This is a genomic window from Pectobacterium sp. PL64 (genome assembly GCF_022477975.1).
GTDB lineage: Bacteria > Pseudomonadota > Gammaproteobacteria > Enterobacterales > Enterobacteriaceae > Pectobacterium > Pectobacterium jejuense.
In genome coordinates this window covers 3,622,320-3,635,720 of the sequence record NZ_CP092070.1, presented here as the reverse complement: position 1 = coordinate 3,635,720, position 13,401 = coordinate 3,622,320, and the positions used below count along the sequence as shown (strand labels likewise).

The window sequence follows — 13,401 nt, the reverse complement described above, 5'->3', positions numbered from 1 at the left end:
GATATGCCTGTATGCAATTTGTACAACGGGAGTAAGGGCATTCTTCACGTAATCAAGGAGAGAAAATGAAACGCTATTTATCAACGCCGCGAGCAGGCGTCATTGCTGTTACATTGCTTGCTACACTGATGGGCGGTGGGCAGGATGGGCTGATGACGTCGGCTTATGCGGCAGGAAAAAGTAAGCAAATTGAATTGCTGGATCGCGGACTGTTTGCATTCAAATCATCGAAACATGTTTTCTTAAGCTGGCGGCTGTTTGCTACTGACCCTGAAAATATTGCTTTTAATCTCTATCGAGATGGTCAACTCATCAATCCTTCCCCTCTGAGTACAACGACTAACTTTATCGATCCGGGTGGTAAAGCCGATTCCATTTATGCGATACGCCCGATCATTAAGGGAGTCGAAGGGAAAGAAGATGTCGCTAAATCTGTACTGAGTGGTCAACGTTATCAGTCGATTCCCTTGAAGAAACCTGCCGATGGTGTGACACCAAAAGGAGATGTGTATTCCTATGGGGTGAACGATGGATCCGTTGGTGATTTGGATGGCGACCGTCAATACGAATATGTCATTAAGTGGGCGCCGAGTAACTCAAAAGATAATTCGCACGCTGGCTATACCGGCAATACTTATATTGATGCCTATAAAGAGGATGGAACGCGCCTCTGGCGTATTGATTTGGGTAAAAACCTCAGGTCCGGCCCTCATTACAACGACTTTATTGTGTACGACCTGGATGGTGACGGTAAAGCCGAAGTGATGCTGAAAACCGCCGATGGGACAATCGATGGCGAAGGAAATGTCATTGGTGATAGTCAGGCGGATTATCGCAATGGCAATGGTTATGTTCTCTCTGGGCCAGAATACCTGACGGTGTTTAGTGGTCAAACCGGGAAAGCAATGGCGACGGTGGATTATATCCCGGAGCGTGGTGATGTATGCGACTGGGGTGATTGCTATGGTAATCGCGTTGATCGCTTTCTCGCGGGGGTTGCCTACCTTGATGGCGAAAGACCGAGCGCGGTTTTTTCACGCGGCTACTATCGGCGCGCGGTGATTGTCGCGTGGGACTGGCGTAATGGTAAGCTGACGAAGCGCTGGACTTATGACAGCGGAACGGCTGGCGATGTGCTGAACACCGCCTATGGGCAAGGTGCTCACCATTTTCGCACTGGCGATGCCGATGGGGATGGGAAAGACGATATTATTTTTGGCGCAGCAACGATTGGCAGCAATGGCAAGTTATTAAATTCCACAGGCCTGGGCCATGGTGATGCGCTGCATTTTGGTGTACTGGATCCTTCGCGTGAAGGCAAACAAGTCTTCATGGTGCATGAGGGTGCGAAACAATATGGCGATAATGCAATGGAAATGCATGATGCCGCCACGGGCGAGATCCTCTGGGGATACACAAACGGTTCAGGTGGTGATAACGGGCGTGGTGTCTGCATGGATATTGATCCTGCCCATTTGGGTGTGGAGTGCTGGTCTTCACAGGGCGGGTTGTTCAATGTGAAAGGCGAGCAGATCTCTGATAAGAAGCCCACAGCAATCAATTTTGCTATCTGGTGGGATGGCGATCTGCTGCGTGAGACATGGGATCGCACGATGATTGATAAATGGATTCCGGAACAAGAGAAAACCGAGCGGGTGTTCAGCGCTTATACCTACAATTCGGGGACGTGGATAAATGGGACGAAAGCGACACCCGTCCTGAGTGCCGATCTTTTTGGTGACTGGAGAGAAGAGTTCATTATTCCCAAGTCTGATAATAGCGAGTTACAGATTTTCAGCACCACGACGGAAACGTCCTACCGTATGCCAACGTTGATGCACGACCCGGCCTATCGGACACAGGTTGCGGCTCAGAATGCAGGCTATAACCAACCACCACACACCAGCTTTTACCTTGGTGATGGGATGACGCTCCCTGTGAAATGGGAAAGTGTGTATACCGTACCTAAATGATGTTTTCTCGGCACGATGACGATCGTGCCGATTTTTCTTCCAACGTATCGCAGTATTTTTTAGGGACGCTTCGCAGAATGCGCGTTCCGTCCGTTTATTTTTAGCGGCGTCAATTACAATCAAACCTCAAAAAGAAACGACGTTTTATTTTTGAGGTTATGATGAATCTTAATACCTTACGCTCCTCTGTCTGGCTACTGGCGGCTTTGCTGACCAGCCCTTCACTGATGGCGAACGATATGAACCCTACGATTCAACCCGCGACAGATCAGGCGGTGACGGATGAAGGACTGCCTTCATTTTATCCGCAGCTTAAACAGCAGATGACCTACTCGGATTCCTGGCTATCGGGGAATTTTACGGATTTTAGCCAATGGCAAGCCCAGTCGAGAAAAACGCTGCGTTCGCTGCTCCTGACGCCGGATTCCACCAAAGACTTTGCCCCGCAGACGATGGAAAAACAGGATCGCGGCAGCTACACGGCGGAGAAAGTCGCTTTCAACTTGACCGATGAAAGTCGCGTAGATGCGCTGCTCCTGACGCCAAAAAGCGCGGGGCCGCATCCTGCGGTGATCCTGCTGCACGATCACGGCGCGAAGTTTGATATCGGCAAAGAGAAGATGATCAAGCCGTGGGGCAATGACGCACAGCTCGATTCCGCACAGGCGTGGGCCGATAAGTTCTTCACCGGCCGCTTTGTCGGGGATGAACTGGCGAAGCGGGGCTATGTGGTGCTGGCGGTCGATGCGCTAGGTTGGGGATCGCGCGGGCCAATTAAATATGAGCAGCAGCAGGCGCTGGCGAGCAATTTCTTTAATCTAGGGCGCTCGCTCGCGGGGCTGATGGCCTACGAAGACATGCGGGCGACGGACTTTCTGGCATCGCTTGAACAGGTTGATAAGCAACGTATTGGCGTCGTGGGTTTCTCGATGGGCGCCTATCGTGCCTGGCAGCTCGCCGCGCTATCCGACAAGGTAGCAGCAACGGCGGCGGTGTCCTGGATTGGCACGTATGATGGCCTGATGACGCCGGGCAACAATGTGCTGAGAGGGCAGTCGGCATTCTACATGCTGCATCCGGGGCAACCGACGCGCTTTGATTTCCCTGATGTGGCGAGCGTCGCCGCGCCAAAACCGATGCTGCTATTTAACGGTGGTCAAGACAAACTGTTCCCGACGCAATCCGTTGAAGATGCTTACGCCAAAATGCACAAGGTGTGGCAATCCCAGCGGGCGGACAGCAAGCTGCAAACCAAAATCTGGCCTGAGCTGGGGCACGTGTTCTATCAGGAACAGCAGGAAGAAGTCTTTAGCTTTTTAGACCAATGGCTAAAGCCCTAGCCGACAGTGCCTGAATTGTAATAAGTTTTTTGATAACATCAGCTTACTGATGCATGACTCGCCTCTGCGTGCCGCGGCATTCAGAGGCTTTTTAATTTTACAGGGATGAAGTGATGAAGAAATACCTGGGTATTATCATGATGGCCTTATGGCTATCGGGCTGTAATGGAGAACAAACACTGAGCGAGGGGAAATATCTGGTTGAGGATATTCGCGTAGTGTTTGATAACAGTAAACATCCTGAAGCCAATGAAAACAGAGATAACCTTCAGAAACATATCGCAAAAAACCTCAAAGGCATTAAAAACGATCTCTATTTTAATCTGACGCCGACGCAGGTGAGTTACTACAGTGAGGATGGCGAATATACCGAGGAGATGAAAGATAACCGTATACGGGTAAACGGTATGTGGCACACGCTAAACATCACCGGGAAAAACACGGTTACGTTCGTATCCGATAAAAGTGCTGCCTGTGCGTTTTATTATTGTGAAATCACCATGGTCTTGAAAAAGACGGAAGAACAGTCACCCGGTTTACTCAAAATCCAGCAGCGTTTTGCAGAACATAAAAAAGCCTATCAGGCGTGGCTTATTGAAGAAAAAGCGGTATTTAATCGCGCGCCGATGGATGATTTCCCCGGTATCCCCTTTTACCCCGAAGAATATTTCACGATTAAGCTGCCGTTTAGCATGCACGACAAGCTGAGCCTAGAAGAGCACGGGATGTATATTCGCAAGATGGGGCGTCTACTCATCGACCGGGAAAATAAAGACACGCAGATCTACACCTATCGGGATAAGCAGAATAATACCGATTTTGACCTGCTTACCGTTAGCGCAGCAAAAGAGGATTTTAATCTGGCATTGTGGCTGGAAGGACAAAAGGGTGTGTTATTCCAGTCGGAAAACGGCGCAGCATATGATAATAAACAGGGAAAATTAGAAGCCGTCTATTTTCAATATGATGAGGCTAATCAACGCTATTTTATCGGGTTAGCGAATGCTGAGGACACCGTCGCGTTAGCCAACGCGTTTGCTGTACTGCGTACGATGGATGAACGTTACCGTGGCGAGCAGGCATTGTCGATGTACGATCTGGCATTATCTCAGCCGGAATTGGAAGCGAAGTATGGCGTAAAGATCGCTGATGAATTTAAGATCGCAGAAATGCATCAGACTATTTGGAAAGCACTCGAACAGCGCATGGAAAAGCCTGAGCGCTTTATTAAACGGAGCATGTCAAAAACGCGCATTAAAATAAAATTCCCGTCGGAAGTGTTTAAGTACGATGTTTATTTTAAGGTCGCTCCTCAGTCGATTCCTGAACTCATGGCTGAAACCAAAGAGATCGTCCCCGAAGGTAAAGAAGTGGATAACATCTTTATTTATGGCGACAGCGCGTTTGTCGGCTATGAATACGATGTGAATGTGGGAAGTGGACTCACATTACAATTTTTAGTCCCGAAAGATGCAGGAACGCCGCTGGAACGCCTGATGTTCCTGCATGTATTACGTCAGCTTGATGTGACGCGATTCCCTGCTATTGCCGCGCAAGAGAAAAAGAACCTGTTTACGTATGGCGAAGCGACGTCTTTTAAAAACAACCTTGATAATCGTTACTTCAAGGTAGAAGAAGGTCTCATCGACAGCACGGGCAAGTTGATCGTCAAGAATCCTGATGATGGCTATTTCAATTTTGACTATCGCTCTCCCCACATACTGGCGACCCACTATAAATCAGAGGGGGAAGGGAGTTATTCCAGAGTGCCGGGCGTGACGGTATTTGATGAAAAAGGGAAATGGCTTTCCCATCAGAAAGACTAATTCGATCTGACAGCGTGGTGGTTGTCGGTAATGATATTGGCGGTCATGGTATTGCCAGTAATCGTATTGCCGGTAATCGTGCTGTCGATAATGGCGGTTATCGACAGCACCTCGCATCCTGCTAAAACAGTATCCCGTTAAACCAGCATTGTTAAAACAGTATTTTGTTAAAACAGTAGCCCAAGCAAATAACGTAGATCGCCTTCCTGCCGTAATGCGCAGCGGTCGGCGATCTGGCTGCTGTCGAGATGCGCCAGCGAACCGATCGTTTGCTGCAGCTTGGCACGGAGATCGGTAGGACGCGCCGAGGTTTCCTGACGTGTGGTGCGTTGGATTAGCGTGCTGCCGTTACGCAGGTGCAGCGTAACCTCATGAAAACGTGCTTCCGGGTCAAGCTCATCGGGTGGCGCGGTTTCATCAGCGCGGCGTATGACGCGATTCGCCAGTGCGGAAATCGTGGTTTCAACCGGGGCTTCCGAGAAATGTGCCAGCTTCAGTTCCCCTTCAATCAGCGCCGCCGCAATCACATATTCCAGACTGAACCGGGCTTCTACGCCGTTGGTCGCGTTACGGATAAAGGGAGCAACATCGCCACCCGGCGGGAAGGTCACCGTGATCTGTTCGATGGCATCGGCCAGATCGGCATCCGCACCATTCTGCTTATGCCACTGTTCCCGCAGTGCAAAAGCCGCCTCGGCAGCGCTGTGGGTACCGCCACAGGTTGGGTAGCGCTTGAACTCCAGACCGGGAGACAGCATGCGCCACGGCGCACCCCAGTTTTCAACCAGCAGTTCCGGCTGCTGTTTTTGATCGCCGTGCGCGGTAAGAAAGGCGTCAATCACCTGCTGTTTATTGCCTTCAAAGCCCGCTAAGCCCAGCTTGACGGCGGTTAGCCCCGCTCTGGCGGAAAGCCCGGCATGTAGCGGTTTGACCGCTGAGCCAAACTGCGCCCGCAGTCCTGCGGCCTGTGTGGCAGCCAGACCAAGAATGGTTTGCGTCTGTTCTACCGAAGCACCAGCCAGACGTGCAGCAGCGGCAGCGGCGGCGATAGCGCCGAGCGTAGCCGTATTGTGGTAGCCGAGGCTGTAATGGCGCGGGCCGCATGCCAGCCCGATTCTGCCTGCGGCTTCCACGCCGATCACATACGCCGTCAAAAAAGCCTCTTCCGTGACGGATGAGTCTTCTGCAGCCAGAGCAAACAGGGCGGGCAGAATGACGGTGCTGGGATGTCCACGAAACGCCGGGTGGTAATCGTCAAAATCCAATACGTGACCGGCATAACCCAGGATCAGACTGCGCGTCAGGCTGTCCGTGCCGCTGAAGACCTGCTTTAACGGCGCGAGCCCGCTATCGGCAATCGCTCCCTGTGCGATGGGAAGTGCGGTGGAAACGAAGTCAGTCACCCCGTCGCGGGCGGCCTCTATCGCTTCTCGATTAGGTTCGCTATGGATGATGTGGTGGGCAAGCGTTGCGGTGATATCAGTCTGATTGGTCATGGATTGTCGTGTGCTGGCAGAAAAATACTAATTTACTGTGCATCGCTGAATAGCGATTAATAACCAAACGGAATAATAAATTCCATTTGGTTATTAGTGGTTGAGAATCAGAAGCGGTCTTTTAGCTGCCCCGGCGTAATACCGAATGCACGGCGCAGGGCGGTGGCAAAGTTGGCGGGGCTGTTATAACCAGCGATGCTGGCCGCCTGCGCAATGCCGATGCCATCTTTCTGCAAGGCCAGCATGGCGCGCTGCAAACGGCAGTTACGTAGGTATTCAAACACGCTCATATTGAACGTCTGACGAAAATGGCGCTGTAGCGTGCTTTCACTCATGTTGACGCTTTTGGCGATCTCACTCATCGAGAGATGGTCGGCGCTGCCGCTTTCCAGCATGTCTCTGACCTGTTGAATGCGATGGTAGCTGCGCAGGGTAACGCCGCTGCTTTTTTCCTGCGCTACGCTGGCGGTCAATGAGGTAAACGCCTCGATAATCAGGCTCATACACTGCATTTCCAAATAAAGGCGCTGGAGCGGCGTTTGGCAAGGTTCGGCATCCAGCGTTTGTAAGGCAATCGCCAGCGCCTGTCGGGACGGTGTCCACAGGTGTGTCGCCAGGTGAGTCTGCGTGAAATCGTGGATGGCTTGCCAGTCGCCAACGGTGTCCATCATATTGCCGTACAGCCATTCCCTGTCGAACGTCAGCGTAATCGTTCGCTCATATTCATCACGCTTGCCGATGCGGGTAAACATCGTCGGCTCCGTCAGCGCAATCAGCGAGGCGGGCTGCTTCTCTCCCAGATGCAGTTCCTGATGACCAAATGAGATGTGCGCATTGCCACTGACCACGATGGCCAGCTTGATTGCGCCATCCAGCAGGTTTTGGGTTTTCATGTTGTGGCGATTAATCACATCCGCAGTATGCAGGATCAGATGCGGATTGAGCTGGACGACAGTGAACGAGCCGAATAGCACTGGCGTGTTATCGATCAACCGAGGGCCGATAAAACGGTAATTATTCGCGACCAGACTCGATTGCTGAACGATGTGATCTTTATAGATCGGCTTTGATGACTGAGTGAAGCTGCGCACGTGATTACCTACCTGATTAAACCCTTCGACCTGCGCCTTCCATTTTGATGCTTTGGCAAAACATTTTGCTGCTAGAGCAAACCCCGTCCTGAATGACAAATGTAACAATGACCGCGCCAAAATGGTAATGCAAATACTTCTCAATAGCATTTTTCGTTGAGAACGTCACACTGCACGATAAAGGCATTTTCCATTTCCGGCAATGCGGAGAAAAGGGCTGATTGATTACACACAGCATTTCATAACAACACGACGTGATGCCATTGGCATGACGCTTCTCCCCGATAACCGCCACGTTTGCGCGTTTTATCTCCGCCGTTATTCAGCGTTTTGCTGATTGTCGTTAGGTGTCGCTGTACCGGCTGCGATGTTGATCCTTTTTCAGGCTACTTATTCATTTCTTACAGGGCAGGATAATTTTGATGAAACTACCACAATCGCGTCGTTATCTGGCGACGCTCATTGGCGTTAGCTGCGGGATGACGTCGTTTCTGAGCGCTGCGCAGACCTCGCCTTCAACAGAACCTGCCCCTCAGGTGCAGAATCAGGCCGAAAGTAAAGCATCGGGCGACACGATGGTGGTGACGGCCGCTGAGCAAACCCGTCAGGCTCCTGGCGTGTCAGTAATTACGGCTGAAGATATCAGTAAGCGTCCGCCTGCTAACGATCTGTCCGATCTGATTCGCACCATGCCGGGCGTCAATTTGTCCGGTAACTCAACCAGCGGCCAGCGCGGTAACAATCGCCAGATCGATATCCGCGGCATGGGACCGGAAAATACACTGATTCTGGTGGATGGTAAGCCTGTGTCGAGCCGTACCGCCGTGCGTTACGGCTGGCGCGGCGAGCGCGATACCCGCGGTGACACCAACTGGGTGCCTGCCGATATGGTCGAGCGCATTGAAGTGCTGCGCGGCCCTGCGGCGGCGCGCTATGGTAACGGTGCAGCGGGCGGTGTGGTTAACATCATCACCAAACAGCCGACGCAAGAATGGCACGGCACCTGGAACACCTTCCTGAACGCGCCGGAGCATAGCTCAGAAGGCGCCACCAAGCGTACCGATTTCAGCCTGATGGGCGGCCTGACCGACAGCCTGAGCTTCCGTCTGTACGGCAATCTGAATAAAACCCAGGCTGATGCACGTGATATTAACCAAGGGCATCAGTCCGCGCGGGCGGGCAATCAGTCAGCTTCACTGCCTTCCGGGCGTGAAGGCGTGCGTAATAAAGATATCAACGGCCTGTTGCGTTGGGATATGACCGAGCAACAGTCACTGGAATTTGAAGCGGGTTCCAGCCGTCAGGGCAATATCTATGCGGGCGATTCGCAAAATACCAACACCAACCCGCTTGTCGTGAGTAATTATGGCAAGGAAACCAACCGCATGTACCGCCAGAATTTTGCGGTTACACATCGCGGCTACTGGGACAGTGGCGTTAGCTCTACGTCGTATCTGCAATACGAGCGCACGCACAATACCCGTATCCTTGAGGGACTGTCTGGCGGTTTAGAAGGGATTTTTGATACGACGAGTCCGAACCAATATGGCACGATCAAGCTGGATAATTTCACTGCACATAACGAAGTGAATATCCCGCTTAATGTCTGGGTCGATCAGGTGCTCACGTTCGGGGTTGAATGGAACGAGCAGAAGATGAAGGATCCGGTGTCGAACTTGCAGACGACAACCGAGGCGGGCAGTGTGGGTTCACTTACCAGCAGCGGTCGTAGTGAGAAATCCGCAGCTCGTCTGGCTTCTGCCTTCGTGGAAGATAACGTCCAACTGACGGACAGCACCACGCTGACGCCGGCGCTGCGTATCGATCATCACAGCACGGCAGGCACCAACTGGAGCCCGTCGCTCAACCTGTCGCAGGAACTGGGTGACGACTATACGCTGAAGTTAGGTATCGCTCGTGCTTATAAAGCGCCGAACCTATACCAGACTAACGAGAATTATCTCCTTTATAGCCGTGGACAGGGTTGTGCTGGCGGCACGTCCTGCTACCTGATCGGTAATGAAGACCTGAAGGCGGAAACCAGCCTGAATAAAGAGATTGGTCTGGAGTTTCACCGTGATGGGGTGATCGCGGGTATCACCTATTTCCATAACGATTACCGCAATAAGATTGAAGCAGGTAACAATGTCATCGGCAAAGCGGTGGGCGGAACCAATGCCCAATATGCCAACGCCAATATCTTCCAGTGGGGCAATGTACCGAAAGCGGTTATTCAAGGGCTGGAAGGTAACCTGACCGTTCCTGTCACGGAGAGCATCAACTGGCGTAACAACCTGACCTGGATGCTGGAATCGAAAAATAAAACCACGGGTGATTATCTGTCGATTACGCCGGAGTTTACCCTGAATTCATCGGTGGACTGGCAGGCGACAGAGAGCCTCTCCTTCCTGGCCGATGTGACCTGGTATGGTCGCCAGAAACCGAAGAAATATAACTACAAAGGTGAGCGCGTAACGGGTAGCGCAACCAATGAGTTAAGCCCTTATGCGCTGTTCGGGTTAAGCAGTACCTATAAGTTTAATAAGAACCTGAGCGTGACCGGTGGGGTTGATAACCTGTTTGATAAACGCCTGTTCCGCGCGGGTAATGCGCAGGATGTGGTGAACAATAACGTGGTTACCATCGCGGGTGCCGGTGCGGCAACCTATAACGAACCGGGACGGACTTTCTTTGTCAGCGTGAATACGTCGTTCTAAATTTTATATCCGCCATACTGAATCGCGAACGCCACGGTGCCATTGTGCCGTGGCGTTTTTTATGGCGTGCCGTCCCTGGCTGCCACCCTGCGGGTCGTTGCCGCTATCAGGGACAGAAAATGCCTTTTAAGGTGGCAACTATTTTTTCCACATCCTGATTTTCGATGCGGTAGTACAGCGTTTGCGATTCGCGCCGATAGCTAATCAACCCTTCTTCACGCATTTTCGCCAGATGCTGCGAGAGGGCGGACTGGCTGAGTGGGATGTGTTCAAGCAGCGTGCCAACCGACATTTCACCGTGCTCGATAAGCAGGCAAAGCACCAGTAGCCTGTTCTCGTTGCCAATCGCGCGCAGCATCGTTGCGGCTTTTGCTGCACCGTCCTGCATAAATTCTCGATCCGAATTGCTCAACGCCATGTTCCTACCATCCTGCGTAACTGACTAATTTAGTGATGCCTAATGTATTGAGCTTACCATACCCTCGGTCATGAGTGAGGATAATGACTGACATCGATAAAACAGCGCATAAAGGAGCCAACGCGATGCGACCTGCGGTTTACAATAGGGGCGTTCCTCCCTAGAATAGCCCGACATCCTTTCCTGAATCTGCTGCTGCAGGAAAAACAACCTTCTCTCCGAAACGGGAGGAGCGATTTTTTGTTTTTCTAGGTAGCACCATGTCTACATTTACTCGCTTACAAAAACGTTTATCCCGTTTGGGGATAGACACCGATTACCAACATTCTATTTATCATCTTCGCAGGCAGCACGCAGAAGCGCAGGTTCTGTTGCCGGACACGTTGCCGCTGGAAGAAAAGGCGGTTCAGCAACTGCTGGATTTCGCCTCGGTACACCTACCGGGCAGCGATGCACGCGTCTGTGCCGCCCGTGCGACGCCGGATTTCCATCCCGGTACGCTTGCGCCTGTCGGCAGCATTGTTGCCACAACGGAGAACTTCGTTATCCCTGCGGCGATTGGGACGGATATCAATTGCGGCATGCGCTTGCTGACGACAGGCGTGCATCATACGGATGCCGATGAGCACAAACTCGCGCTGATTCAGGCGCTCAAAAACACGTTACTGATGGATCGGCGTGATGTTCCCGTTACGCCGGATTCGTTTTCTGCGCTCTTTGATGAGGGGTTGCCAGCGTGGCTGGCGGCACTGCCTCGGCAGGGGCTTTGGCAGGAGGTGGACTTCCGACGGCTGTCGGCGGAACTCGGCTCCATCGCTGGAACCGAGGCGGTTCGTGCCAATAGTCGACATGCGCCTGAGCCGTTTTTTGCGCCTCGCGAGATACTTCGACCTTCCAGTTTGGGCACGGTAGGGTCGGGTAACCATTTCGTTGAGCTGCAAATTGTCGATGCCGTGTTGGACAGGCACGCGGCGTATCAGGCTGGCGTGCAGGAAGGCGAAGTTGTGGTGATGATTCACACCGGTTCACGAGACGTGGGTTTTTATGTCGGCCAGCGTGGGATCGATAAAGCGCGAGCCTGCTGGCCTGCGGGAGAAAAATATCCGGCGTCCGGCCTGTTTGGTCTGGTTGATGAGCAGGCGACGGAGTATATGGAAGCCATGGGCGTCGCCGCCCGCTATGCGTGGATCAACCGGATCGTGCTTACTGAGCTGATTCGTTCTTCCTGGAAGCAGGTGTTTACGCGAGATACCAGCAAGCTGGTGGTCGATCTGTCGCATAACATTATTCTGCCGGAACACGGGATGAACCTGCACCGTAAAGGCGCGACGCCCGCCAAAGCCGGGGAATTTGCGTTGATTCCCGGTTCAATGGGCGATTACTCTTATCTCGTGACAGGGAAGGGAAATCCCGATTGGCTCTGGTCGTGTTCACACGGCGCGGGACGTGCCGAACGTCGGCAAAGTATGCGTAACAAGGTCGATACGGCGAAGTCGGCAGATACGTTGCCCTGGCAATGCATCACGCTGAAAGACGAACGCCTGCGGGAAGAAGCGCCAGCAGCCTATAAACCGGTTGCGCCTGTGATTGATATTCAGGCGCAGTCAGGGCTGATTCAACCCGTGGCACGGCTGCGCCCGTGGCTGACGTTTAAGGCCTGATGTGACCCGCTCTAGCGGGAATTGATTCGATAGTCTTTGTATAAAATAGTCTTTGTACTAAAAATAACGCCTCAATCGGCGAGCTGTTGATTGAGGCGTGTGTTCTTCGTTGCCCACGTCCGTTTGTCGGATGAGGGAATGCTACAAGTTATGGTTTTTGTTTGATGACGTTATTAGCACCGCTGGAAGAGAGTTTCGGTTCTGTTCCTCCCCATGAGAGGCGGTTGCTGATGCCATTAAAGGAAACAATCGCAGGGCCTTTAAAATCCAGATCGAGATGATGTTCCGTACCCGTCACATTCACCTTTGCTGGTTTATCCTCGGAAAGGATGTGCGTGCGGATGGTGTTTTTATACGCGGCGACGGTCAGGTCACCCGTCGATTGACCTGTGGCGGCAATCTCTGAACCGGTCACGGTAAGCGATGTTGCGGTATCGAATGTGATGTTGTGCTCGGAACCCGCGACGGAAATATCGGCACATTTACCCGTCAATACGATGTTATTGCCGTTGCCTGAAATATTGACATCATTGCCATTACAAGGAATATCGCGCGTTAAACCGATCCCCTCCAGCTCGATAGGGGCGGCATAGACGGATGCGGTGAACGCGAAAGCAGAGACGAAAACCATTGGCAGATACCGTGTTATCTTCATGGCGTTTTTTCCTGTTATCAAAGAGGTCATCCGGCATCATTGCCGTAAAGGCACCTATCATCTGTTAACACTTTTCCCGACTCTATTGCGAACATTCTGATTATCGCTATGCCATCAAACGATGATTAATCGCGCTATGTTGTTAAAAACCTACCTATTATGTGGTTAACTCAGCATAGTTAGTGTGTGCCGTCAGGGACATGCTATTCTGCTGATGTCGGCAT

The 13,401-nt window shown here is 52.0% G+C and carries 9 protein-coding genes; 5 read left to right on the top strand and 4 right to left on the bottom strand.

What is annotated here, in order from left to right:
- The first annotated feature begins 65 nt into the window (after positions 1 to 65).
- The 3 genes from HP572_RS16285 to HP572_RS16275 all read left to right on the top strand — a co-directional run bounded on the left by HP572_RS16285 (position 66) and on the right by HP572_RS16275 (position 5,139).
- Positions 66 to 1,973: a rhamnogalacturonan lyase gene (locus HP572_RS16285; RefSeq protein WP_240583759.1), complete on the top strand. Its 1,908-nt coding sequence runs from the start codon at positions 66 to 68 to the stop codon at positions 1,971 to 1,973.
- Between the two features lie 161 nt (positions 1,974 to 2,134).
- Positions 2,135 to 3,313 (top strand): dienelactone hydrolase family protein, encoded by a 1,179-nt coding sequence (locus tag HP572_RS16280; protein WP_240585773.1) that lies wholly within the window; start codon positions 2,135 to 2,137, stop codon positions 3,311 to 3,313.
- Positions 3,314 to 3,426: 113 nt separating this feature from the next.
- Positions 3,427 to 5,139, top strand: a complete 1,713-nt coding sequence (locus HP572_RS16275; RefSeq protein WP_240583758.1) for a hypothetical protein — start codon at positions 3,427 to 3,429, stop codon at positions 5,137 to 5,139.
- A 167-nt stretch (positions 5,140 to 5,306) separates the two neighbouring features.
- Here HP572_RS16275 and HP572_RS16270 read toward each other — a convergent pair whose 3' ends face one another.
- Positions 5,307 to 6,635, bottom strand: a complete 1,329-nt coding sequence (locus HP572_RS16270) for an MmgE/PrpD family protein (protein WP_240583757.1) — start codon at positions 6,633 to 6,635, stop codon at positions 5,307 to 5,309.
- Positions 6,636 to 6,742: 107 nt separating this feature from the next.
- Positions 6,743 to 7,726, bottom strand: a complete 984-nt coding sequence (locus tag HP572_RS16265) for an AraC family transcriptional regulator (RefSeq protein ID WP_014916622.1) — start codon at positions 7,724 to 7,726, stop codon at positions 6,743 to 6,745.
- Between the two features lie 422 nt (positions 7,727 to 8,148).
- Here HP572_RS16265 and HP572_RS16260 point away from each other — a divergent pair, with 422 nt between their 5' ends.
- Positions 8,149 to 10,443 (top strand): TonB-dependent siderophore receptor, encoded by a 2,295-nt coding sequence (locus HP572_RS16260; RefSeq protein ID WP_240583756.1) that lies wholly within the window; start codon positions 8,149 to 8,151, stop codon positions 10,441 to 10,443.
- Between the two features lie 106 nt (positions 10,444 to 10,549).
- Here HP572_RS16260 and HP572_RS16255 read toward each other — a convergent pair whose 3' ends face one another.
- Entirely contained in the window at positions 10,550 to 10,861 is a 312-nt protein-coding gene (locus HP572_RS16255) for a metalloregulator ArsR/SmtB family transcription factor (protein WP_205551641.1), read from the bottom strand.
- A 260-nt stretch (positions 10,862 to 11,121) separates the two neighbouring features.
- Here HP572_RS16255 and HP572_RS16250 point away from each other — a divergent pair, with 260 nt between their 5' ends.
- Positions 11,122 to 12,522, top strand: a complete 1,401-nt coding sequence (locus tag HP572_RS16250; protein WP_240583755.1) for an RtcB family protein — start codon at positions 11,122 to 11,124, stop codon at positions 12,520 to 12,522.
- Positions 12,523 to 12,670: 148 nt separating this feature from the next.
- Here the strand turns inward: HP572_RS16250 and HP572_RS16245 are convergent, their stop codons facing one another.
- A complete protein-coding gene (locus HP572_RS16245) occupies positions 12,671 to 13,177 on the bottom strand; it encodes a DUF3060 domain-containing protein (protein WP_240583754.1) in 507 nt (168 codons plus the stop codon).
- Positions 13,178 to 13,401: the final 224 nt, after the last annotated feature.

Coding starts and splice junctions, on each gene's coding strand:
- HP572_RS16285 (WP_240583759.1), top strand. CDS start 66: ATGAAACGCTATTTATCAACGCCGCGAGCAGGCGTCATTGCTGTTACA.
- HP572_RS16280 (WP_240585773.1), top strand. CDS start 2,135: ATGAATCTTAATACCTTACGCTCCTCTGTCTGGCTACTGGCGGCTTTG.
- HP572_RS16275 (WP_240583758.1), top strand. CDS start 3,427: ATGAAGAAATACCTGGGTATTATCATGATGGCCTTATGGCTATCGGGC.
- HP572_RS16270 (WP_240583757.1), bottom strand. CDS start 6,635: ATGACCAATCAGACTGATATCACCGCAACGCTTGCCCACCACATCATC.
- HP572_RS16260 (WP_240583756.1), top strand. CDS start 8,149: ATGAAACTACCACAATCGCGTCGTTATCTGGCGACGCTCATTGGCGTT.
- HP572_RS16255 (WP_205551641.1), bottom strand. CDS start 10,861: ATGGCGTTGAGCAATTCGGATCGAGAATTTATGCAGGACGGTGCAGCA.
- HP572_RS16250 (WP_240583755.1), top strand. CDS start 11,122: ATGTCTACATTTACTCGCTTACAAAAACGTTTATCCCGTTTGGGGATA.
- HP572_RS16245 (WP_240583754.1), bottom strand. CDS start 13,177: ATGAAGATAACACGGTATCTGCCAATGGTTTTCGTCTCTGCTTTCGCG.